This window comes from Halovibrio salipaludis (assembly GCF_002286965.1).
In the GTDB taxonomy this organism is placed as follows: Bacteria; Pseudomonadota; Gammaproteobacteria; order Pseudomonadales; family Oleiphilaceae; genus Halospina; species Halospina salipaludis.
The window spans coordinates 416331-437745 of the sequence record NZ_NSKD01000001.1 but is presented as its reverse complement, the minus strand read 5'-3'; the positions used below and the strand labels follow the sequence as shown (position 1 = coordinate 437745).

The following is a 21415-nucleotide window of genomic DNA, read 5'->3' as shown; positions in this document are numbered from 1 at the left end:
GTGAATGCACATTTGCAGCATAATCGGCCATTGCCTTCCCCGCGTCCGGAGAGATCACAGTTTTGAACGCCAGATTGCCCGCACATCCCTGGTATGCCTGGCTGCTGCTTGCGCTGGCGGTGCTCTGCCCTGTTGCGGTCTCCGGGGAAAGCGCGCAGGCCTCCGGGAGCTGCCTGGACGGTCCCGTCGAGATCCGCGACGGGGAGGAGCACCACAATATCGGCAGCTGCTTCCGTTATCTCCAGGACGAGGCCCACGAATACAGCCTGGAGGATGTGATCGCCGGCAATACGCCCGAGTTCAATGAGCACACTGTGGGGGTGCTCAACTACGGCTATACCGAGTCGGTGTTCTGGATCAAGCGCGACCTTGTCTACCGTAACGGCAGTCACCCGGTGGCCGACTGGGTGGTGGAACTGGTGCTGCCGCTGGTGGATGCCGCGGATCTGTATCTGGTCAACGAACAGGGCGAGGTGGTGGACAGGGACCGGCACCGGTACGCCGAGGACTGGAGCGGGCGTGAGTTCGAGGTTCCCAATCCCGCCTTCCGTCTCAACCTCGCGCCCGGGGAACGCTATACGCTGCTTCTGCGCGTGGAAACCCGGAACACCATGCGCCTGCCCCTGAACCTGTGGGAGCTGGACAGCTACCTGGGCAAGGTCGCGGTGGATGAGTGGATCCAGGGGCTGTTCATGGGGGCGCTGTTCGCCCTCCTCGCCTATAACTTCTTCGTCACCCTGGTGGTGCGCGAGCCGGGCTACATCTACTACACCACCTACATCCTGTTCGCCATGCTGTTCGTGATGACCGAACAGGTGCATGGCATGCAGGTGTTCGGCGGGCTCCAGTCCTGGCTCCACAAGGAATACCTGCACATCTATATCCAGCTGAGCTGGATCTTCGGCACCATGATGGCGCGGGAACTGCTGGATACCCGCAACCGTGCCGCCCACCTGGACCAGGTGCTGAAGCTCTGCCTGTACGCGGCCATCACCACGCTGGTGATCAGCCTCTTCCACGACTACCACGTGGCGATGGAGTGGACCGTGGTCGGTTCCGTGGGCCTGGCGGTGGTGATCATCGCGCTCAGTTACTGGGCCTGGCGCAATGAGCTGCCCAGCGCCGGGATCTACTTTGTTTCCTGGCTGTGCACCCTGGTCGGCGTGGGCTTTTACGGCACCGCCGTGATGGGGTATTACCCGCTCAACAGCTTCACCAGCCACGCCCCCCAGATCGGGTTCGTGGCCCAGAACATCCTGCTGTCACTGGCGTTCGCCAACCGCATCAAGATCGTCCAGCGCGAAGCCCTGGAGTGGAACCAGCAGGCGGTGGCCAACCTCCACCGCTATCGCGCCCTGTTCGAGAATGCCATGGAAGGGATCTTCCAGATGTCGACCAGCTGCCGGTTCCTGGACGCCAATCCCTCCATGGCACGGATCCTGGGCTACAGTTCCGTCGAGAGCCTGATCAGTGGCGTTCCGGATGCGCTGCGGGCCTGTTTCTCCCAGTCGAGTGTCCGCCACTGGGTGATCCGGCAGCTTGAGAAGGAGGGGGAGGTCCACGGGGTTGAAGGCACCTTCGATACCTGCCAGGGCGAGGAGCGCTGGGCCAACATCTCCATCCGGACCATCTATAACGAGGACGGCGAACCCAGCCACCTTGAGGGCACCTTCGTGGATGTGACCGAGCGGCGCCAGCGCCACGAGGTGGAGAAGGAGCGCGAGAACGAACGGCTCGAGAAGGAGATCGCCCGCAATTCGGCCGCCGCCAAGAGCCAGTTCCTGGCGAACATGAGCCACGAGATCCGCACGCCACTGGCGGCCATCATCGGTTATGGCGAAACCCTCATGGAACCGGATCTCAGCGAGTCCGAGAAACGCGGCAGTGCCGAGACGGTGGTCCGCTCAGGGCGTCACCTTCTCGACCTGATCAACGACATTCTCGACCATTCCAAGATCGATGCGAACAAGCTTGAGGTGGAGCGCCTGAACGTCAACCTCCCGGAGCTGCTGGACGAGGTGCGTGCCTTCTTCACCCCCAGGGCCCGGGAGAAGGGGCTCGAGTTCTTCATCCAGTGCGAGTACCCGCTGCCGGAGATCATCCGCACGGACCCGACCCGGTTCCGCCAGATCCTGATCAACCTGTGCGGCAATGCGCTCAAGTTCACCGATAAAGGCAGTATCCATATCGCGATCCGCTGCGACCGGGAGCAGGAAAAGCTGCATGCCAGGGTGGTGGACACCGGCATCGGTATGAAGCCGGAGCAGATGGAGCGCCTGTTCGACCCCTTCGCCCAGGGTGCCGCCGCCACCGCCCGCCAGTACGGGGGAACGGGGCTGGGCCTGAGCATCTCCCGGCATCTCGCCGAGTTGCTGGGCGGTGATATCAGGGTGGACAGTGTCTATGGTGAGGGCAGTGAGTTTGAGGTCACGATCGACAGCGGGCCACTGGACGGTGTCCACATGATCCGCGATGCCTCGGAGATGACCCAGCGCCGCCGCCAGCTGCCCATGCTGCATGCGCCCCATCTGAGCGGCCGCATCCTGGTGGCGGAGGACAACGAGGTGAACCGCAAGCTGGTGGATCTGCTCATCACCCGCACCGGGGCCGAGGTGGCCCATGTGGGCAACGGCGCCGAGGCGCTGGAGCGGGCGAGCAGCGAAGCATGGGATCTGATCCTGATGGACATCCAGATGCCGGTGATGAATGGCCGGGACGCCACCCGGGCCATTCGGGAAGCCGGTGTCAACACGCCGGTCGTTGCCCTGACGGCCAATGTCATGGCGGAGGATCTGCAGGACTATCAGGAAGCCGGCTGTGACGATTACATGGCCAAGCCCATCGACAAGCGGCGCTTCTACGAGACACTGGCGCGTTACCTGCGGGTGCGCAGTGAGGCCAGGACAGAGGTGGTGCAGCAGTATCAGGGCACGGTGCTGGTAGCGGAGGACAACGAGGATAACCGCCGCCTGGTCGAGCGGCTCCTGGCGCGCTTCGGGGTGACGGTGCTGGCGGTGGATACGGGCTCCGCTGCGGTGTCCACCGCCATGAGCGAAACGGTGCATCTGGTGCTGATGGACAGCCACATGCCGGAGATGAACGGCCCGGAGGCGACCCGTATGCTGCGCCAGACCGGGTTCCGGCGGCCGATCATCGCCTTCACCGCTGGTGATGAGTCGGAAGTGGACGATCTCCAGAAAGCGGGCTGCGACGGCGTTCTCCACAAACCCATTGATTCCGGGCAGCTGCGGGTGCTGCTGCAGAAACACCTGGGGGGTGCGGTGTCGACGGAGGCGGATTCAGAGTCGGGAACGGATCCGGATCCGGATATCCAGCACCTGGTGGATCAGTTCCTGGATGGACTGCCCGAGCGGCTCAACATCATGGAGCAGGCGATCCGGGATGAACACTGGATGGATCTGCAGCGCCAGGTGCACCAGATCAAGGGAACGGCGGGCGCCATGGGGTATCCGCTGATCACGGAGAAGGCCGCCGAAGTGGAACGCGCCCTCAAGAACCAGGACGTGACCCATGCGGTCAACCTCTATCCGGAGCTGGCCGGCCTCATCCGGCAGGCTCTGGAGGGGCGGGACAGCCAACAGTAACAGGATGACACCATGAACCATCTTCCGGACCATCGTACGAATCACGAAACCGTCAACATGATGTACGGGACCTACGCGGATGTGATCTTCATCCTCTTCCCGTTTGCCGTGATTGCCCTGACCCGCGCCTGGCATGGCCATCCGGAAGCCACGCTCACGGCGCCGGATCTTTCCATTGCCGCGGCCATTCTGGGCGGTCTTGCCCTGGGCAAGTTCGTGCTCGGGCTGATCACCGATCACAACCTGAGCCAGTTCCGGGAGCGCATCGTGTTCTTCCTGGCGCTGACCCTGCTGCTGGTGCTCGGGCCGGCCATCCTGATGCTGCTTCTGATCACCACCAGTGAGGAGGTGCCCCGGATGGTTGTGTTCGTCCAGCCGATACTGCTGATCGTCGCCATCTCGCTCTATACCACCGCGATCAGTATCAGCAATCTGCTGACACACCCGGATCCGGTCCTGTTCGCCGACGAGGAGGCTGATCAGGGTGAATCAGATGGCGAACGCGAGCTGGAGCTTCCCGGCAGGAGTGGAGAAAGTCAGAAAATGTCACGCGATGAAGCGTGAGGGTGCACGCCTGCTATAGTTGAAAGGCCGGAGAACAATCGAGAGGACCCAATGACGAATCTCAACGTGCTTGTTGTTGAGGACGAACCCACCATGCGCCAGATGCTCACCGAGATGCTCTATGCCGTCGGTGTGAGCAGGGTGGTTGAAGCGGATGATGCGGCATCCGGGGTGGAGGCCTTCAATGGAGACAGTTTCCAGATCGTGATGCTGGACCTCGGCCTGCCGGATCGTGACGGCCATGAGGTGATGAAGGAGATCAAGGCGGCGAATCGGCAGCAGCACGTGGTGCTGGTTACGGCCGATGATTCCATCGATAGCATCCAGCGGGCGATTACCGCCGGCGCCAATGGCTATGTGGTCAAACCCTATTCCCGTGAAAAGATCCAGGATGTGGTCAACAACTACATGATGATCCACAACAGCGGCACCTGAGCCGCTGTTGTGGACCTTGCTTCCTCTTCAGGCCACCTGTTTCTGGATCCAGGAGTTGTAGCGGGCTGCCAGCGAGCGGATGTAGCGGCTTTCCGCCTCACTCGGTGTACCCAGAACACCATGGAAGATCCAGCCGCGCTCATACAGAGCCAGAACCGAGCGTTCGTCCTCCAGGTTCACGCGCTGGTTGAGGCGCTTGCAGATGGCGTCCAGGAACGGCAGACGCCCGGGGCGGCGGATACGGTTGCTGTTGTGATTCGCTTTCTGGCTCATGGGACCCCTCCTGTCCGCGTTGCTCGGATTCAATACAACGAAAAAGCCCGGAGGCGGTCACCTCCGGGCTATCGGACAGGGCATCAGCCCAACCGACCGGAGGCGACCCCGCAGGGCTCCCTCCGGCCTTGCATACCGTTCAGGAGCCCGCGGTCGTCAGCGGGTGCTTTCGTGTCGTAATGGATGTCACCCCCACGGGGTTACCACCTGTTGTCATGGTATAAGTGCCTCCTGACTCCATACCCTCAGTGTATCCCTGAACCGGGCTTTTTCAAGAGCGGCTGCGGGTAGTCCCTACAGAGCCTCCGCAATCCGTTCATGGTTGATAGAATGGGCATCAGGCCAACCGCACGGGAATCCCAATGAGCCGTATTGTTGTCATCTATTCAGGAGGCATGGACTCCTACACGCTGCTGCACCGGGCGCTGGCGGAGGGCTGGCGCGTGCATGCCCTGTCCTTTGACTACGGCCAGCGTCATGCCCGGGAACTCGACTGTGCCCGGGCCGTCACCCGGGAGCTCGGGATTGATCACGAAGTGGTCGACATCACCGGTATCCAGGGTCTGCTGGCCGGTTCCGCGTTGACCGATTCGGAACCCGTGCCGGAGGGGCATTACGAGGAAGCCACCATGAAGGCGACTGTGGTGCCCAATCGCAACATGATCCTGCTGTCGCTGGCCATCGGCCATGCCGTGAGCCGCGGCGCCGAGGCGGTCTGGTACGGGGCCCATGGCGGTGATCACGCCATCTATCCCGACTGCCGGCCTGAGTTCATCGAGCAGATGGACCGGGTTGCCCGCGTGGCCAACTACGAAGCCGTGCGCGTGGCGGCACCCTTCATGCACTTCACCAAGGGTCAGATCCTGGGTGAGGGCCTGGCCATGGACCTGGACTACAGCCGTACCTGGACCTGTTACAACGGCCGGACCCTGGCCTGTGGCCGCTGCGGTGCCTGCACGGAGCGGCTGGAGGCTTTCGCCGCCCACGGCGTCACAGATCCCCTGCCCTATGAGGATGCGCACTGATGTACCGGATCAAGGAAGCCTTCACCACCCTCCAGGGGGAGGGGCTTCAGGCAGGGCGGGTTGCCGTCTTCTGCCGCTTCAGCAAGTGCAATCTCTGGACCGGTCGGGAAAAGGACCGGGCCACCGCCGTGTGCCAGTTCTGCGACACGGATTTTGTGGGGACCGACGGGCCCAATGGCGGTGTGTTCGAGACACCCGAACAGCTTGCCGACCACATCGCGTCCCTGTGGCCGGGCTCCGGGAGCGGAGAGGAATCCCCCATGGTGGTGTGTACCGGCGGTGAGCCGCTGTTGCAGCTGGATGGCCCTCTTCTTGAGGCATTCCATCAGCGCCATTTCTTCGTGGCGGTGGAAACCAATGGCACGCTGGATGCCCCGGATGGCATCGACTGGCTCTGCGTCAGCCCCAAGGCGGGTACCGGCATCCGCATCAGACGCTGTGATGAGCTGAAACTGGTGTATCCCCAGGAGGGTCAGGATCCGGCGGATTATGACGACATTGCGGCACGGGCACGGCTGCTTTCACCCATGTCATCCCCGGATGCGGGCGCGGAACGGGATCTGGTCCGGGATGCGAACACGCGTGAGGCCATCCGTTACTGCATGGCGCATCCGCGCTGGCGGTTGAGTGTGCAGATGCACAAGATGGTGGGAATCGAGTAATGGAAGGAAGCCGCCCGAAGGGCGGCTTCCCGGCACCGGCTTATTCCTTGCCGGTCGCACGGTCCAGCATGCGCTTGGCCCGCTCGTTGGCTTCCTCAGCCGACTGCTCGGCATTCTTGGCGCGCTTGAGGGCTTCCTCGGCCAGCTCATAGGCTTCGTCAGCCCGCGCCTGTGCATCAGCCGCGCTGCTGTCAGCGCCCTCTGCCGTGCTCATGGCATCGTTCGCTGTGTCCATTGCATTGTCCGCTGTGTTCATGGCGTCTTCGTTGGTGCTTGCACAGCCGCCCAGTGCAACAGCGGTCAGAGCAATTCCTGCGAGCGTCAGCTTCTTCATGATGGTCCCCTTTTTCTTCGGGTTAATATTCGGCGGGACTCAGCTTGAGGAGTCCATGCCGCTTCAAGTGTAGCAAAGTGACGGTTTGTGAAAACCGTTTTCATGGTCGGATTTCAATAGGTGTACCAACGGTAACCCGGCGCCAGATCTCATCCATCGCCCGGTTGTTCACGGCAATGCAGCCGTCTGTCCAGTCGAGCCCCTCGAAGGCGAAATTCCACTTGCCCGCGTCATTGGGCAGCCCGTGGATCATGATGTTACCTCCGGGGTCCTGTCCCCAGGCCCGCGCCTTGCGGCGATCCTCGGAGTTGGGATAGGAGATGTGGATGGAGCGGTAGTAGTCACTCTCGGGATTGCGCCAGTCCAGCGTGTACTGGCCTTCAGGGGTACGGTTATCGCCGGCGAACAGTTTGTGCCCTTCCGGCTCCTGCCCGAGGGAGACGCGGTAGCTGCCGATGCGTTTGCCGTCACGGATCAGGTACAGCCTGCGCTCGCTCTTGATCACCAGAACCCGGTCCACACTGGCCACCGTCTGCTGGGCGTCGCTGGTTGCGGCTGCCGGGCAAGGCAGGATCAGGGGCAGCAGGAACAGCAGAACGGTGACGGCTGTTATGGATCGACGCATGGTTCTCCCTGTGGGTCTCAGCCTGCGCTGGAACGCTGGTGCTCGGGAATGCCGAGCAGGGCCGGGATCGGTATCAGGGTAATATCACCACCCCGGTAAAGCGTGTCAATCCAGAAACGGTTGGCCGCATGTATCGCCTGCTCGCAGGAGACATGGCCGTGCACCACGCGGGTCACGTGGCGTACCGGGGGAACCAGTGCCGGGCTGCGCAGGGCCTGGTTGTAGTCGGACCGGTCCCAGACCAGTTCCTCCCACTGGCCTTCATCCATGGGGACTTCCTGCACGGTACGCCAGTCCGAGGGGGCGGTGGCGTGGATGATGCCCACGGAACCGTTCATGGTTTCCACCGTAAAGGCCAGGGCCAGGTGCTGATGAAGCAGAGTGCCCTGGTAGAGCTGTGCCCCGGAGGGCTGGCGGTGAAACCAGCGTCCCCCGTTGTGTTCGTGCAGCACCCGTGCGCCCGGGTCGGCCAGTGCATCCAGCAGCATCAGTTCATGGTTGCCGAGCACGCTGAAGAACCAGCGTTCCTCCAGGCGCTCGACCAGGGCGGCACTGTTGTCGCCGCGATCCACAAGGTCCCCAACGGCGAACAGACGGTCGCGCTCAGGATCGAATCCCTGCTGTTCCAGCCGGTAATCGAGCCGGTCCAGGCGGCCGTGGAGGTCACTGACCACGAAATCACGACCACGCTGGTTGCGCCGGAAATAGCGATGCTGTGTCAGGTCGTGCATGATGTGTGGGTACCCAGGCTGATCCCGCAGGATGTACCCCAAGCTATCAGGGAACAGCTTTCAGGCGGAACCCGTTTCGGCCTCATCCTGGACCCGGTAGCCGGCGGCTTCCAGTTGGGTGCGTGTTTCCGCCATCTGGTGTTCCGGAATCAGGCCGTAGGCACCGGCGCCGGAAGGCAGTGGTACAAAACCGATGCCGCTGTTGCGCAGATTCTGCGCCACTTCCGGGAGCACGGGATCGCCGGTGCGGATATTGAGGCATAGCCAGCCGGTGCTGGTGTCGGCGGCCGGCAGCGACAGTGACTCATCACAGATCAGTGACAGAAACCCGGCGGTACGCCCGATCCAGTAATAGGGAGTCCGGAAGACTTCGGCAGGGATCAGGTCGGTGCTTCTGAGCTGGTGGACGGCGAAACGCACGTCCAGAACCAGTACCTCATCGGTCATAGAGGGTTTCTCCGGGTTGCTGAAACAGGCAAATTGGTACATTGACTCCGTACAGGACGCTCAAGCGTACTATCGGTTCCATTGAAACTGAAACAGATGCGTTTTGCAGCCATCATCCTTAAAGTCGGGTAAAAACAGTCCCGGGAGGACCGCTTGACCACCGACCTTCTTCTGTTTATCGGCCTCCTGCTCAGTTTGAGCATCCTGCTCAGCCCGCTGTCGAGCCGGGTTGGCATGCCGGTGCTGCTGCTGTTTCTGGCCATCGGCATGCTTGCCGGAGAAGATGGACCGGGCGGGCTGCCGTTCAATGATTTCGGGACCGGTTTTCTGGTCGGCAACCTGGCCCTGGCCATCATCCTGCTCGACGGCGGCCTGAGAACGCGGCACGAGAGCTTCCGGGTAGGGCTGAAGCCGGCGCTGGGTCTGGCCACCGTGGGGGTGGCGATCACCGCCGGACTGACAGGACTGGCCGCGTTCTGGCTGTTCGACCTGCCGCTGGCCGTGGCGCTGCTGATGGGGGCGATTGTATCCTCGACGGACGCGGCCGCCGTCTTCTCCCTGCTCCAGGGGCGTGGTCTGCACCTGAACGACCGGGTCAGCGCCACCCTGGAGATCGAGTCCGGCAGCAACGACCCCATGGCCATCTTCCTGACCCTGGTGCTGCTGTCGTTCATCCAGAGCAGTGGCCAGGCACCGCTGCTCGAAAGCCTCTGGCTTCTCATCCAGCAGTTCGGGCTGGGCGTGGCGGGCGGCCTTCTGGGTGGGTGGCTGCTGGCTGCGCTGATCAACCGGGTGCAGCTGGTGCCGGCCTTCTACCCGTTGCTGGTGGCCTCCGGCGGGCTGGTGGTGTTTGCGGGCATCAACAGCCTGGGCGGGAGCGGGTTCCTGGCGATCTACCTCAGTGGTGTGGTGCTGGGAAACCGTCGGATCCGTATGCTGCCGGCGGTGCTGCAGATGCACGACGGGCTTGCCTGGCTGGCCCAGATGGCACTGTTCCTGATTCTGGGGCTGCTGGTCACGCCGTCCGAACTGGTGGACCTGCTGATCCCGGGGCTGGTCATTGCCGCCGTTCTGATCCTCCTGGCAAGACCTGTTGCCGTGCTGGCAACACTCTGGCCCTTTGGCTTCCACGCCCGGGAGAAGGTATTCATAAGCTGGGTCGGCCTGCGTGGCGCGGTGCCGATCGTGCTGGCGCTGTTCCCGGTCATGGCTGGCATCGAGCATGCGCACCTTCTGTTCAACGTGGCGTTCTGCGTGGTGCTGGTGTCACTGCTGGTCCAGGGGACAACCCTGGCGCCCCTGGCCCATCGCCTGCGCCTCGAGGTGCCCTCGGGCCAGGAACCGCGGCGCCGGCTGCCCCTGGATCTGCCCGGCTCCGGCGACCATGAGCTGATGGTCTTTGAGCTGACCGGCGAGCGCTGGCGGGAACCGCTGCCGTTCAGTGAACTGAATCTGCCACGGCATGTGATCTGCGCGGGCGTCTTCCGGGACTCGGAACTGTTTCACCCGGCCGCGGAAACGGAACTCGCGGAGGGAGATCTGGTGGCGGTTATGGCCTCACCAGGGCAGCTTGACGAAATGAGCAAGCTCTTTGATACCCATCCACGGACCAGTCCACTGGAGGATCGCCAGTTCTTCGGCGAGTTCGTTCTCAATGGCGATGCCACGGTCGGGGACGTGGAACTCTTCTATGGCATCGACATCTCCGGCTATGAGCCCGGTGACACCCTGTCGGAGTGCTTCCGCCGGGCGCATGGGCATCCGGTGGTGGGTGACAAGCTGCGCATGGGGCCAATCAAGCTGGTGGTCAAGGCGGTTTCCGGCGACGCGGTGACCCGGGTCGGCCTGAATCTGCACAGTCGCAGCGCCAATGCACAGAATATGGAGTCATGATGGACGCGGAACACTGGAAACAGGAACTGGGGCTGGCGCCCCACCCGGAGGGCGGCTGGTATCGGCGCTTCTTTGCCAGCCCGATCAACGTGCGCACCGAGCATGGCAGTCGCCCGACCATGACGGCCATCCACTACCTGCTGGAAAAGGGCCAGTACAGCGCCTGGCACCGGCTGCGCAGCCATGAGCTGTGGCACTGGCATGCCGGCGGCCCGGTGCTGGTCCACTGTGCCGATGACAGCGGCATCGCCACCCATAAACTCGGAAGCCAGTCGGAACTCACACTGACCATTGACCCCAACACCTGGTTTGCCGCCGAACCGGCGCCGGAGACCAGCTATGTGCTGGTCAGCTGTACCGTGAGCCCGGGCTTTGACTTCGAGGACTTCGAGTGGGGTGAGCCGGAGGCGCTGATGACGGCGTTTCCCGAGGATGAACGACTGATACGCAGGCTGACGCGATGAGCAGTATCCCCGCACACCTGATTCTGGGTTTCCTGGGCGTGGGCAAGAGCACCGCCATCATGGACCTGATGCAGCGGCGCCCTGACGGCGAGCGCTGGGCCGTTCTGGTCAATGAGTTCGGGGAAGTGGGCGTGGACGGCGCCCTGATGGAATCCGGAGGGGTCGCGGTGCGCGAGGTGCCTGGCGGCTGCATGTGTTGCGTGGCCGGTCTGCCCATGCAGGTGGCCCTGAACGAGCTGATCCGGCGCGAGAAACCGGATCGGCTTCTGATCGAGCCCACCGGCCTGGGGCACCCGAGCCAGGTGATCGAAACCCTGACCGGGAGCGGTTACCAGGGGGTGCTCCACCTGGCGTCCGTGCTCTGTCTCGTGGATCCGCGGCGCCTGGCCGAGGAGCGGGTGCTCAGCAATGTCCACTTCCAGGACCAGGCAGCGGTCGCCGATGTGCTGGTGGCCAACAAGACCGACCTGTGCAGCGACGCGGATCGGGCCCGTTTCCATGAATGGGCTGCCGGGTTCGAGCCGCCCAAGGCGCTGGTGGCGGAAACCTCCCATGGCCGACTGGAGCTGGATTGGCTGACCCGTCCCCACAGCGACCGCCAGGCGGGGGAGCCGCATGCCCACGATCACCATCACGACGCCGTGCCCGCCGAGACGCCGCCACTGTCCGCGCAGCCCTGGCAGCAGTACCGCAACAGTGGTGACGGCCATTACAGCTGTGGCTGGCGGATCAGTCCGGATTACTGTTTTGATTACCAGCCGCTTGCCGCCTTCTGCCACGGCGGCGACTGGCGCCGCATCAAGGGTGTCATGCGCACGGATCAGGGCTGGGTGGCGCTCAACAGGGCTGGCGACTCCCTGAGCGAGGCGGGCGTTGATCCCGCCCGGGAGAACCGGCTGGAGATCATCGCCGATGAGCCCCTGGACGCGGAGGACCTGGATCAGCGCCTGAGTGCGGCTCTAGTCGGTGGATGACAGCCTCAGGAGCAGCTCCACCCGGCGGTTGCGTGCCCGGCCCTCGGCGCTCCCATTGCTGGCCCTGGGTTCAGTGTGGGCCTTGCCCACGGCCGTCATGCGTTCCGGACTGATCCCCTCTTTCTGGAAGAAACGCACAACCTGCGCCGCCCGTGCCGACGACAGTTCCCAGTTGGAGGGGTAACGATCCGTAGTGATCGGTACATCGTCCGTGTGGCCCGTGACCACAATGGGATGGGAGGACTGCTCCAGTGTCGGCACCAGCTCCGCCAGTGTATCGAGCCCCTTGTGTGAGAGCTCGGCCTGGCCTGACTCAAACAGCAGGCCGCTGCTGATGCGCAGGCGGAGCCCTTCGTCGCTGCGGCTGGTCTCGATGTCGTCGCCCAGGCTGCCCTCGGGCCAGTCCGCCGGGTGGGGAGAGGGCCCCTGCGCCTCGGGTGCCGGTTCCGTGGTATCAGCCGCGGTCTCGGGATCGCCGTCACCGGCAAAGGTGAGCATGACCACGAACATGACCACCAGCAGTGTCATGACGTCCAGATAGACCAGCAGCCAGCTCTCTTCCTCCGTGCTGTCCCTGAGCTCGATAGTCTGGTGGGGCGGTGTCCGGGGTGGCGTGGTCTCTTCGCTCATGCGTCCGGATCCCCGTCGTCATCATGTTTCCGGAGGCGGTCTTTCAGTTTCGAGAACAGGCTCTGGTGCGACGGACTCCCGTTTCCGTCACGGATCTCGTTAAGGTGGTCCGCCACAAAGGAGTTCAGGGTTTCGCGCATCAGGGTCGGGCGGCGCTTGCGGAACATCATGGAGACCCCCTGCATGACCATGTGCATCACGATCATGCGCTGTTCGGTGCGCCGCTCAAGCTTCACCGCGATCGGCTTGAGCACCAGGTTGGCCAGCAGGATGCCGTAGAACGTGGTCATCAGCGCCACGGCCAGGCTCTGGCCGATCAGCTCCATATCGCCACTGCCCAGCTGGAACATCATGTTGATCAGCCCCACCAGTGTGCCGATCATCCCGAAGGCGGGCGCGAAACCCGCCATGACGCGGAACAGCTGCGCTTCCGCATGCTCCTTGGCCCGGAGCCGTGCGATCCGCCATTGCATCAGGTCGAGGACGTCCTCTTCCGGGGTCAGATCCACCGCCAGTTGGATGCCGGTCCGCAGGAAGGGGTTGTTCACGTTCTGGAGCTCCTTTTCCACGGCCGGCATCTGACCGGTCTGGAAGAGCCGGGTGATGCGCATCAGTTCCTCGATGTCGTCCTCCGTGTACAGGCGTTCGTTGCGCAGGACCGTGCCGATGAGCCGGAAGATGCTCAGCACTTCGCGGATGGGGTAGCTGATGAAGGTTGCGGCCAGCGTGCCGCCAATCACGATGCCCAGCCCCGGCAGGTTGATGAACAGGGAAGGGTCGGAGACGGCATTCAGGAAAATGGTGGCGAAAAGGCCGAGCCCGCCCAGAATGCCGATGAGAGTGGAGGGGTTCATGGCTGGTCCCTGTTTGATTCCGTGTGCATGTGGTCAGCGGCCATCTGATCCCTGCCCGAAACGCCGGCTGATGATCCGGTTCCTGCCCGTGGTCTTGGCGTGATAGAGGCGTTCATCCGCACGTTGGAGCAGGGTCTGGATGGCATCGGCTGGGCCTATCTCCGCGATCCCGAAGCTGCAGGTCACCTCGAGCGGGCGTCCGTCCGCGGTCACCGGTTGCTCGATGATCCGCTGCCGGATGCGCTGGCCGGTGCTGATGGCGTCGGATTCCGTGGTACCGGGCAGGATGACCAGGAATTCCTCGCCGCCCCAGCGGATCACCGAATCCATTTTCCGGCAGCCCGAAGTGAGCCGCATGGCGATGGCCTGGATCACCTGATCCCCGACGTCGTGGCCCAGGGTGTCGTTGATGGTCTTGAAATGGTCAATGTCCACGAGGATGACGCTGAACGGGGTGCCGCTGCGCTGAAAGCGCGCGAATTCCCGGGCCAGCCGGTCCGTGCCCTCCCGCCGGTTGGCAAGATTGGTCAGGGCATCATGGGTGGCGGCGTGTTCGAAGATCTCGGCCATCTGGCGCAGGCGTTCGGCATGCTGGCGCCGGGCCCGGTCCAGAAGGTAGCTGAACACCATTACAAAAGCGAGGGAGGTGGCCAGGACGAGCCGGAAGGGCAACGGGTACTCGGCCACACTGAAAAGAAGGCGCCCGAGTGGTGTCAACGCCACCACCAGCGTCAGCCAGCCCGCCACGCAGCTGATCACGCCGAATCGTGGGCTTGAGATGTAGAACACCACGGGCGGATAGACATAGAGCCACATGACGCCGCTGCCCTGCTCCACGCCAGAGAGGGCCACAAAGATGAGGACGGCCGTGATGGTAGCGATGAAGCCCCAGCGCAGCTGGGCCAGGTTCCCGGTCAGCAGATGCAGTAGAAGGTTGGCGACCAGGATTCCGCCGAAGGCGGCCATCACGGTCCCGAACCACGGTGGGTCAGCGGTCACGTAGGCATTGCGCCAGGCGAAGAAGAACAGGGCCAGGGCCGCGGCCACAGACAGTATCCGCACCAGATGCACGATGTCGGAACGGGTTTCGGTGGATTCCGAGGCGGGATCCGGCGCTGTTGGGAGCGGAGCTTCGGCCATTATGGGTATCTTTCGCGGGAACTGCTGACTGCCATGGAGTGTAGTGCACACGACGGCGTTTGCACTGCGCCGTATGCGCCGGTGAGCGCGTTACGACCATGGTGGGGGTTGCACTGGCGGGGCCAGGCAAGGCTCAATGGCATCAGTAATCCATCCCGTCAGAGGAGGTGTGCATGGACATCCAAGTCAAGGACATCAACGAGGGCCAGCCCGTTCCGGAGCACTTCGCGTTCGGCGTGTATGACCCGGATAATCACATGGCCCTGGGGCGCAATCTCAACCCCGAGGTCACCTGGTCGGGGGTGCCCGAGGGCACACGCAGTTTCGTGGTCATGATCAAGGATCCGGATGTGCCCAGTGAGGCCGGCGATGTGAACCAGGAAGGCAAGACCGTTTCAAAGAAGATCCCGCGCGTGGATTTCTACCACTGGCTGCTCGTGGATGTACCGGCGACGGTGGCCCGCATCGAGGAAGGCAAGGAGTCCAACGGGGTGGTCCCCAAGGGCAAATCCCCTTCGAAGGATGCCCTGGGTAAGCGTGGCATCAATGATTACACGGACTTCCTGGCCGGCGACCCGGAGCTGGCTGGCACCTATGCCGGCTATGACGGGCCCTGCCCGCCCTGGAACGACGAGATCGTGCACCGCTATATCTTCACCGTTTTCGCGCTTGATGTGGAGCACCTGGACCTGGGGGATGAGTTCCGCGGTCCCGATGTGGAGAAGGCGATGGAGGGGCATGTTCTGGATCAGGCATCGGTAACGGCCACCTACACCCTGAATCCGGACCTGCGCTGATGCGTGACTTCACCTTCAACACCACGCCCTCGATCGCCATGGCGAGCGGGGGCGCCGCCAGCCTTGCCGCGTACTGTCGTGAGCGTGGGGCCCGCTCGGTGTTCATCGTGACGGACCCCGGCATCATCAAGGCGGGGCTTCTGAATGAGGCGCAGGCCGGCCTTGTCGACGAGGGGCTGGCGGTGGACTGGTTCAGCGGGGTGGAAGCGGACCCGCCGGACACCACCGTGCGGGCGGCCGCTGAGCGCGCCCGTGACTGCGGCGCGGACCTGGTGGTGGGCTTTGGTGGCGGCAGTTCCATGGACGTGGCCAAGGTGGTGGCACTGCTGGCCTCCGACGGTTGCGACCAGTCGCTTGAACAGCTCTATGGCGTGGGTATGGCCAGCGGCCGCCGCCTGCCCCTGATCCAGGTGCCCACCACGGCGGGCACCGGTTCTGAGGTGACGCCCATCGCCATCATCACCACGGGCGAAACCACCAAGTCCGGCATTGTATCGCCTCTGCTGCTGCCCGACCTGGCATTGCTGGATCCGGACCTGACGCTGGGGCTGCCGCCGCATGTGACGGCCGCCACGGGCATCGACGCCATGGTGCACGCCATCGAGGCCTACACCAGCGCCCATCGCAGGAACCCGGTCTCGGATGCCCTGGCGCGGGAAGCGCTGGCGCAGCTTTCCGGCAACATCGTGGAAGCCGTGCACAACGGCGAAAACCGTGACGCCCGGGCAGGCATGCTGCTGGGCGCCATGCAGGCCGGCCAGGCGTTTGCCAATGCGCCGGTGGCCGCCGTGCATGCACTGGCCTACCCGCTCGGGGGCCACTTCCACATTCCCCATGGTCTCAGCAACTCCCTGGTCCTGCCCCAGGTGCTGCGTTTCAACCAGCCCGTGGCGGGCGCGCTGTATGAGGAGCTGGCACCACTGGTGCGTAATGGCGGTGACGGGGACCTGGTCAGTCGCATGACCGCGTTGATCGAGGCGGTGGAGCTGCCGCGCACACTGCGCGAGATGAGCATCAGCGAGGATTTCCTGCCGACCCTGGCCGCCGATGCCATGAAGCAGCAGCGGCTGCTGGTGAACAACCCGCGTGAGGTGACCGAGGCGGACGCCCTGGCGATCTACCGGGAGGCCTTCTGATGGCCGGAGACGAGCCGCTGCCACGCGGTGCCTTCGATGCTTTCCAGACGATCACCACCCGCTGGCACGACAATGACCTCTACGGGCACGTGAACAACGTGACCTATTACGCGTGGTTTGATACAGCGGTGAACCGGTTCCTCATCGAGGATGGCGGCCTGGACATCTACAACGGACCCGTGATCGCGTATGTGGTGAGTTCCGGTTGTGAGTATTACCGCTCGGTGGCCTACCCCGAGCCGGTGGAGGTGGGCCTGCGCGTGGAGCGGCTGGGCAACAGTTCCGTGACCTGGGGCATTGGTGTCTTCGGCGGCCATGATGGTCGCCCCCTGGCCCAGGGGCGGTTTGTGCACGTGTTCGTCAACCGCGCCACGGATGAACCCACGCCCATTCCGGGGCCGCTGAGGGAGGCCATCGAGCGGCTCGGTGCATGATGCGCCTTGGGGCTTCCCTGACCCCCGGATTCCCCCCATTCCTGTGACCTGCGTGGAGCGGTATCCTTGCGGTTCAGGTTGACGCTATGACTGGCATGCTGGAGTGACCCATGTCCCCATCCGAATTGCAGCAGTACCTGCACAAGCATATCCCCATTTCCGAAGCCATGGGCGTGTCCGTAAACGCCGCCTCGCCGGAGTCGGTCCGGGTTGAAGCGCCCCTGGAGCCGAATATCAACCACCGCGCCACGGTCTTCGGGGGCAGCGCCTCGGCCGTGGCCATCCTGTCCGCCTGGTCACTGCTGCACCTGCGGGTGCGCGACGCGGGCCTGGAAGCGCAGCTGGTGATCCAGCGCAACGCCATGGACTATGAAAGGCCCATCCACGGCGCCTTCACCGCCGAGGCACGGCTGGCGGACCCGGAGCGCTGGGAGCGTTTCCGTAAGACCCTGGAACGCCGGGGCCGGGCTCGGATCCGTGTGGAATCGATCCTGACCTTCGCCGGCGAGCCGGCGGGCCACCTCACCGGTGAGTTCGTGGCCCTGACCCAGGGTTAGCCGTCCATGCGCGCGAGCAGGTCGTTGATGGCCCGCGCGAAGGGAACGGGTGAGTCCTCCTGCAGGAAGTGCCCGCCCTTGAGGGTGACATGGGGCTGCCCCTGGGCGCCGGGAATGCGCTCCTGCATGTAGCGGTCGCCGCCTTTCGTAATAGGGTCACCGTTGCTGAAGGTGGTGAGGAAGGGGTTGTCCCACTGGCTGAGAACCTCCCAGGCCCGGCGGTTGGCTTCCGTAGCCGGATCGTTGGGCGATGCCGGCACCAGGGCCGGGAAGGCGCGGGCCCCCGCCTTGTAGTGACGCGAGGGGAACGGCGCCTCGTAGGCCCGGCGTTCGTCACGGCTGAGCCGCCGGAAGCTGCCCACATCCACGATGCGCGCCGGCGGGAACACCGGTGAATAGAGCGCGAAGGTCTTCCAGAGCTGGAACGCCCTGGGCATGGCCTGGTCACCGGTCGGCAGCATGCCGTTACCCACCACAATGGCGCGGAAGCGTTCCGGGTTCTCGGCGGCGTACCGAAGCCCCAGCAGCGAGCCCCAGTCCTGGCAGACCAGGGTGATCCGGTTGAGATCCAGCTGTTCGATCAGCCCGCCCAGCCAGTCCATGTGGGACTGGTAGCTGTAGTCCCCGATGCGGGCGGGTTTGTCGGATTTACCGAAACCGATCAGATCCGGGGCGATGACGCGGTGCCCGGCGGCAGCGCAGACCGGGATCATGTGCCGGTACAGGTAGGACCAGCTGGGTTCCCCGTGAAGCATGAGTACCGGGTCTGCATCCGCTGGGCCCTCGTCGAGGTAGTGCATCCGCAGTCCGTCCACGTCCCGGTAATGGGGTTCGAACGGGTAATCGAGCAGGCGCTCGAAGCGGGATTCCGGAGTACGCAGTATGTCCCTGCTCATGAGTCCTCCTCCGTGCGGTAATGGTTCTCGGACAGGAAATGGTCCAGGGAGAGCCCCTCGGTCCAGCCCTCGATTTCCAGCATCGGGCGTTCATAGAAGGCTTCGACATGCCCGAGGCAGAGGATGGCCATGGGATGCCCCTCCTCCGGAATGGACAGGAGTTCGGCCAGCGCCCTGGGATCGAACAGCGATACCCAGCCCATGCCCAGGCCCTCGGCACGGGCGGCCAGCCACAGGTTCTGGATGGCGCAGGAGGCGGAGGCCAGGTCCATCTCCGGCAGCGTGCGGCGGCCGAAGATGTGCCTTTCGCGGCCATCACGCAGTGTGACCACCAGCAGCTCACCGCAGTCGCGGATGCCTTCCACTTTCAGTTTCATGAACTCGTTGCCGCGCTCACCCAGGGCTTCCGCCGTGCGCGCCCTTTCCGTATCCACCAGCTGGTGGATGCGTTCGCGCAGGTCCGTGTCGGTAACCCGGATGAAGTGCCACGGCTGCATGAGCCCAACACTGGGCGCCTTGTGGGCAGCCTGGAGCAGTCGCATCAGCACCGCTTCCGGCACCGGGTCCGGCAGGAAATGGCGCATGTCGCGGCGTTCGGCAATGCATCGGTAGAGCGCCTGGCGCTCGTCGTCACTGAAAGCGTGTTGCGGTTCCATGGGCGTTGAATGCTGTCGGGGAAAGCCGCAGGATAACCCAGAAGACGTTTTCTTTCAGTGAATCCTCCGGAGGTGCGCGATGGCGCGCTGGTTCATCCTGGCCGGCAGCTCTTTACGCACCCGGCAGACCGCTCCAATAATGAAACGATAGTGGATTGAAAGAGGTTAGACCCGATGGGATTCCAGGCGAACGGTATTGAGGTGGAAGTGGTTCAGGGCGACATCACCGATCAGTCGGATATGGATGCGATCGTGAACGCGGCCAATGCGGAACTCCGCATGGGCGGAGGCGTTGCCGGCGCCATCCACCGGGCGGCGGGGTCGGAGCTGGAGGAGGAGACCCGTCCCCTGGCACCCATCAATCCGGGCGAGGCCGTGATGACATCCGCCCCGAACCTGCCCAACCGGTATATCATCCATTGCCTGGGCCCGGTTTTCGGAGTGGACGAACCCGCCTCAACACTGCTGGCCAGCTGCTATCAGCGGGCCCTTGAGCTGGCCGAGGATGCCGGGCTGGAGTCCGTTGCCTTCCCGGCGATTTCCACGGGGGCTTTTGGCTTTCCCATGGAACAGGCTGCGGAAGTGGCGTCGCGCACGATTCTGGCCCGCTCGGGCAGCCTGCAATCCGTGCGCCGTCTCCGCTGGGTACTGTTCAGTGAGGAGGACCGCATTCTGCACGAAGAGGTGTTCGAGTCCGTCCTCAATGCCTGAGGGAATGGGCCTCCTCGGACCAGGCGCCCTCAAAATCCCGGATGATGCGCTCGACGTCCTCCGTTTTCCGTGAGAATACCAGTGTGGTACCCCAGGAGGTGAGGGGGCTGTGTGCGATCTCCGGGAACGGGAGTTCCTCCAGGGCTTCGGTTACCGGCGCCTCAAAATCCAGCAGGTAGTCACCACGCCCTGCCTTCAGCATACGCAGGCCGGCCAGGTGCGTTGAGGCCTGGTCAACCCGTGTTTTCTCGGCTTCCATTACCGGGTCAAGCTGGTTCATGTAGGTGTACCCCCGGATCCGGATCAGGTGACTGCCCTTAAGGTCCGTGATGTCGGATACTGGCCCGGTCTCTTCAAGATGATAGGCGTGCAGGCGTATATCCCGGAACGAGAAGTCCGGCTCCCGTGTCCACTCCGAGAGGGCGGGCACACCCTGTGACCCCAGCCACAGATCCAGCTTCCCTTCGCGCAGATACAGGTAGATCCGGTCGATGGGCAGGCTGCGCCATTCGATCCTGTAACCGGCTTCATGCGCGAGGCGATTGGCCGCCTTCATATAGGGGCCAGCCGGTCTTCCCTGCCCGCCGGTGTACGTCAGGGGCGGGAATTCGATGTAGGCGCCCTGCAGAACCGGCCGCTGCCCGTTATCGGCTGATGCCGGAGTAAGCACGAGCATGGTCAGTACAAGGATGAAAGGCAGAATGCGTCGGACATCCAGCAATGGCACATTTCCCCTAGGATCACTGTTTCAGGGGGCAGCATAGTGCTTCAGGTGCGGACGTGCGACTGGCTTTTGTGAACAGCTTCCCGCTCAGGGCGCTGCAGGTCCTTGGAAACCGATGTGTAGGTGGAAACCAGATACGGTATAAGGAATGTGAGAACGGTCTTGGCCAGGGACAGTTCCGCCTCTCCCACCAGGGCCTCCCACTGATTGATGAACACCAGCAGTGTTCCGATTACCGCGGCAAGCTTGAGTGCGCGCCATGGGGTCCCGTCGCTGACGGCGAGCACCAGGGCTCGCCGGCATTGATGCGGCAGTCGGCTGATGCCGGATGGTCTGTAGTTCATGTGGGTATTGCCCTCACCGCCCGGGTTTGCGCGCCGCGTCGACGCTGAACAGGGTGTCCTGATCCCTTAGCAGGTAGAGCGCAAAGCACGCGGCCAACATGGGCCACGCGGCGAAGAAAAGTAGGTTGTTGAAGGCGTCCAGGTACTTGGCCCAGGAGGAGAAAGTGGATACCGCGTGCAGGAGAAACACGAGTCCATAGGTCAGCCGCCGGAAAGCGCCTGCCACAAAGGCGAGGACCAGTACCAGCTGGGCGATACCAAGGATCATGAAGATGCTGGGGCCCAGCCCGGACAGCCCGTAGAAGTTCGCGAAAACGCCCGCCGAGTGTTCAGGCTGCACGAATTTATCGAGGGTCCACATGAGCATGACAATGAAAACGCCCAGTCGCAGGGTAAAAAGTGCTATGGGCAAACGCTGCTCAATGTTGTGATGCATGAGGCCTCCGGATGATTTGGGTGTGGACTTATGATATACGACACATGGACAGGCCCCCTGTTACAGAG

At 63.5% G+C, this 21415-nt stretch carries 26 protein-coding genes; 13 read left to right on the top strand and 13 right to left on the bottom strand.

Features of this window, described 5'->3' with window-relative positions; all coding sequences use genetic code 11:
• The first annotated feature begins 62 nt into the window (after nt 1–62).
• The 3 genes from CK501_RS02190 to CK501_RS02180 are packed head-to-tail and all read left to right on the top strand — an operon-like array spanning nt 63 to nt 4604.
• Complete coding sequence (locus CK501_RS02190; protein WP_198949354.1) at nt 63–3605, top strand: response regulator; 3543 nt, start codon at nt 63–65, stop codon at nt 3603–3605.
• Between the two features lie 12 nt (nt 3606–3617).
• Nucleotides 3618–4169, top strand: a complete 552-nt coding sequence (locus CK501_RS02185) for a hypothetical protein (protein WP_095616079.1) — start codon at nt 3618–3620, stop codon at nt 4167–4169.
• 51 nt (nt 4170–4220) lie between these two features.
• Nucleotides 4221–4604: a response regulator gene (locus tag CK501_RS02180; protein WP_095616078.1), complete on the top strand. Its 384-nt coding sequence runs from the start codon at nt 4221–4223 to the stop codon at nt 4602–4604.
• Nucleotides 4605–4631: 27 nt separating this feature from the next.
• On the opposite strand, the gene CK501_RS02175 is transcribed toward CK501_RS02180, so the two are convergent.
• The gene (locus tag CK501_RS02175; RefSeq protein WP_077529884.1) at nt 4632–4877 is read right to left on the bottom strand and encodes a hypothetical protein; all 246 of its coding nucleotides are present in this window, start codon (nt 4875–4877) and stop codon (nt 4632–4634) included.
• Nucleotides 4878–5239: 362 nt separating this feature from the next.
• Here CK501_RS02175 and queC point away from each other — a divergent pair, with 362 nt between their 5' ends.
• Together queC and queE are read left to right on the top strand one after the other, a co-directional pair.
• Entirely contained in the window at nt 5240–5902 is a 663-nt protein-coding gene (gene queC / locus CK501_RS02170) for a 7-cyano-7-deazaguanine synthase QueC (protein ID WP_095616077.1), read from the top strand.
• Nucleotides 5902–6564 carry a 7-carboxy-7-deazaguanine synthase gene (gene queE, locus CK501_RS02165; RefSeq protein WP_095616076.1) on the top strand — a complete coding sequence of 221 codons (663 nt, stop codon included), beginning with the start codon at nt 5902–5904 and terminating at the stop codon, nt 6562–6564. Before queC ends, queE begins: the two co-directional genes overlap by 1 nt.
• Before the next feature lie 40 nt (nt 6565–6604).
• Here queE and CK501_RS02160 read toward each other — a convergent pair whose 3' ends face one another.
• The 4 genes from CK501_RS02160 to CK501_RS02145 form a co-directional block, all read right to left on the bottom strand.
• Entirely contained in the window at nt 6605–6898 is a 294-nt protein-coding gene (locus tag CK501_RS02160) for an Lpp/OprI family alanine-zipper lipoprotein (RefSeq protein WP_095616075.1), read from the bottom strand.
• A gap of 100 nt (nt 6899–6998) precedes the next feature.
• Complete coding sequence (locus CK501_RS02155; RefSeq protein WP_095616074.1) at nt 6999–7523, bottom strand: L,D-transpeptidase family protein; 525 nt, start codon at nt 7521–7523, stop codon at nt 6999–7001.
• A 17-nt stretch (nt 7524–7540) separates the two neighbouring features.
• Entirely contained in the window at nt 7541–8254 is a 714-nt protein-coding gene (locus tag CK501_RS02150; protein WP_095616073.1) for a metallophosphoesterase, read from the bottom strand.
• Nucleotides 8255–8314: 60 nt separating this feature from the next.
• Nucleotides 8315–8701, bottom strand: a complete 387-nt coding sequence (locus tag CK501_RS02145) for a hypothetical protein (protein ID WP_095616072.1) — start codon at nt 8699–8701, stop codon at nt 8315–8317.
• Between the two features lie 153 nt (nt 8702–8854).
• On the opposite strand from CK501_RS02145, the gene CK501_RS02140 reads away from it, so the two are divergent.
• From CK501_RS02140 to CK501_RS02130, 3 genes are read left to right on the top strand one after another with little or no spacing between them, the layout of a single operon-like run.
• Complete coding sequence (locus CK501_RS02140) at nt 8855–10594, top strand: potassium/proton antiporter (protein ID WP_095616071.1); 1740 nt, start codon at nt 8855–8857, stop codon at nt 10592–10594.
• Complete coding sequence (locus CK501_RS02135; protein ID WP_095616070.1) at nt 10591–11058, top strand: cupin domain-containing protein; 468 nt, start codon at nt 10591–10593, stop codon at nt 11056–11058. Before CK501_RS02140 ends, CK501_RS02135 begins: the two co-directional genes overlap by 4 nt.
• Nucleotides 11055–12032 carry a CobW family GTP-binding protein gene (locus CK501_RS02130; RefSeq protein ID WP_095616069.1) on the top strand — a complete coding sequence of 326 codons (978 nt, stop codon included), beginning with the start codon at nt 11055–11057 and terminating at the stop codon, nt 12030–12032. The genes CK501_RS02135 and CK501_RS02130 overlap by 4 nt, the downstream gene beginning before the upstream one ends.
• Here the strand turns inward: CK501_RS02130 and CK501_RS02125 are convergent.
• From CK501_RS02125 to CK501_RS02115, 3 genes are read right to left on the bottom strand one after another with little or no spacing between them, the layout of a single operon-like run.
• On the bottom strand, nt 12018–12662 hold the full coding sequence (locus CK501_RS02125; RefSeq protein WP_095616068.1) for an OmpA/MotB family protein: 645 nt from the start codon (nt 12660–12662) through the stop codon (nt 12018–12020). The genes CK501_RS02130 and CK501_RS02125 overlap by 15 nt on opposite strands.
• Entirely contained in the window at nt 12659–13516 is an 858-nt protein-coding gene (locus CK501_RS02120) for a motility protein A (RefSeq protein WP_095616067.1), read from the bottom strand. The genes CK501_RS02125 and CK501_RS02120 overlap by 4 nt, the downstream gene beginning before the upstream one ends.
• A 33-nt stretch (nt 13517–13549) precedes the next feature.
• Nucleotides 13550–14656 carry a GGDEF domain-containing protein gene (locus CK501_RS02115; RefSeq protein ID WP_095616066.1) on the bottom strand — a complete coding sequence of 369 codons (1107 nt, stop codon included), beginning with the start codon at nt 14654–14656 and terminating at the stop codon, nt 13550–13552.
• A gap of 173 nt (nt 14657–14829) precedes the next feature.
• On the opposite strand from CK501_RS02115, the gene CK501_RS02110 reads away from it, so the two are divergent.
• The 4 genes from CK501_RS02110 (at nt 14830) to CK501_RS02095 (ending at nt 17580) form a co-directional block, all read left to right on the top strand.
• Nucleotides 14830–15453 (top strand): YbhB/YbcL family Raf kinase inhibitor-like protein, encoded by a 624-nt coding sequence (locus CK501_RS02110; RefSeq protein WP_095616065.1) that lies wholly within the window; start codon nt 14830–14832, stop codon nt 15451–15453.
• On the top strand, nt 15453–16589 hold the full coding sequence (locus CK501_RS02105; RefSeq protein WP_095616064.1) for an iron-containing alcohol dehydrogenase: 1137 nt from the start codon (nt 15453–15455) through the stop codon (nt 16587–16589). The genes CK501_RS02110 and CK501_RS02105 overlap by 1 nt, the downstream gene beginning before the upstream one ends.
• Nucleotides 16589–17023: an acyl-CoA thioesterase gene (locus CK501_RS02100; protein WP_095616063.1), complete on the top strand. Its 435-nt coding sequence runs from the start codon at nt 16589–16591 to the stop codon at nt 17021–17023. Before CK501_RS02105 ends, CK501_RS02100 begins: the two co-directional genes overlap by 1 nt.
• Nucleotides 17024–17133: 110 nt before the next feature.
• Nucleotides 17134–17580 (top strand): thioesterase domain-containing protein, encoded by a 447-nt coding sequence (locus tag CK501_RS02095; RefSeq protein ID WP_095616062.1) that lies wholly within the window; start codon nt 17134–17136, stop codon nt 17578–17580.
• Here the strand turns inward: CK501_RS02095 and CK501_RS02090 are convergent.
• The gene (locus CK501_RS02090; protein WP_095616061.1) at nt 17577–18476 is read right to left on the bottom strand and encodes a haloalkane dehalogenase; all 900 of its coding nucleotides are present in this window, start codon (nt 18474–18476) and stop codon (nt 17577–17579) included. The two genes, CK501_RS02095 and CK501_RS02090, sit on opposite strands and share 4 nt — an antisense overlap.
• Nucleotides 18473–19132 carry a 5,6-dimethylbenzimidazole synthase gene (gene bluB / locus CK501_RS02085; protein ID WP_095616060.1) on the bottom strand — a complete coding sequence of 220 codons (660 nt, stop codon included), beginning with the start codon at nt 19130–19132 and terminating at the stop codon, nt 18473–18475. The genes CK501_RS02090 and bluB overlap by 4 nt, the downstream gene beginning before the upstream one ends.
• Before the next feature lie 174 nt (nt 19133–19306).
• Between bluB and CK501_RS02080 the strand changes: the two genes are divergently transcribed.
• A complete protein-coding gene (locus tag CK501_RS02080) occupies nt 19307–19843 on the top strand; it encodes a macro domain-containing protein (RefSeq protein ID WP_095616059.1) in 537 nt (178 codons plus the stop codon).
• On the opposite strand, the gene CK501_RS02075 is transcribed toward CK501_RS02080, so the two are convergent.
• From CK501_RS02075 to CK501_RS02065, 3 genes are read right to left on the bottom strand one after another with little or no spacing between them, the layout of a single operon-like run.
• A complete protein-coding gene (locus tag CK501_RS02075) occupies nt 19833–20564 on the bottom strand; it encodes a substrate-binding periplasmic protein (RefSeq protein ID WP_095616058.1) in 732 nt (243 codons plus the stop codon). The two genes, CK501_RS02080 and CK501_RS02075, sit on opposite strands and share 11 nt — an antisense overlap.
• A 47-nt stretch (nt 20565–20611) precedes the next feature.
• Nucleotides 20612–20911 carry a nitrate/nitrite transporter NrtS gene (gene nrtS / locus CK501_RS02070; protein WP_095616057.1) on the bottom strand — a complete coding sequence of 100 codons (300 nt, stop codon included), beginning with the start codon at nt 20909–20911 and terminating at the stop codon, nt 20612–20614.
• Nucleotides 20912–20924: 13 nt separating this feature from the next.
• The gene (locus CK501_RS02065) at nt 20925–21347 is read right to left on the bottom strand and encodes a hypothetical protein (protein ID WP_095616056.1); all 423 of its coding nucleotides are present in this window, start codon (nt 21345–21347) and stop codon (nt 20925–20927) included.
• Nucleotides 21348–21415 lie beyond the last annotated feature (68 nt).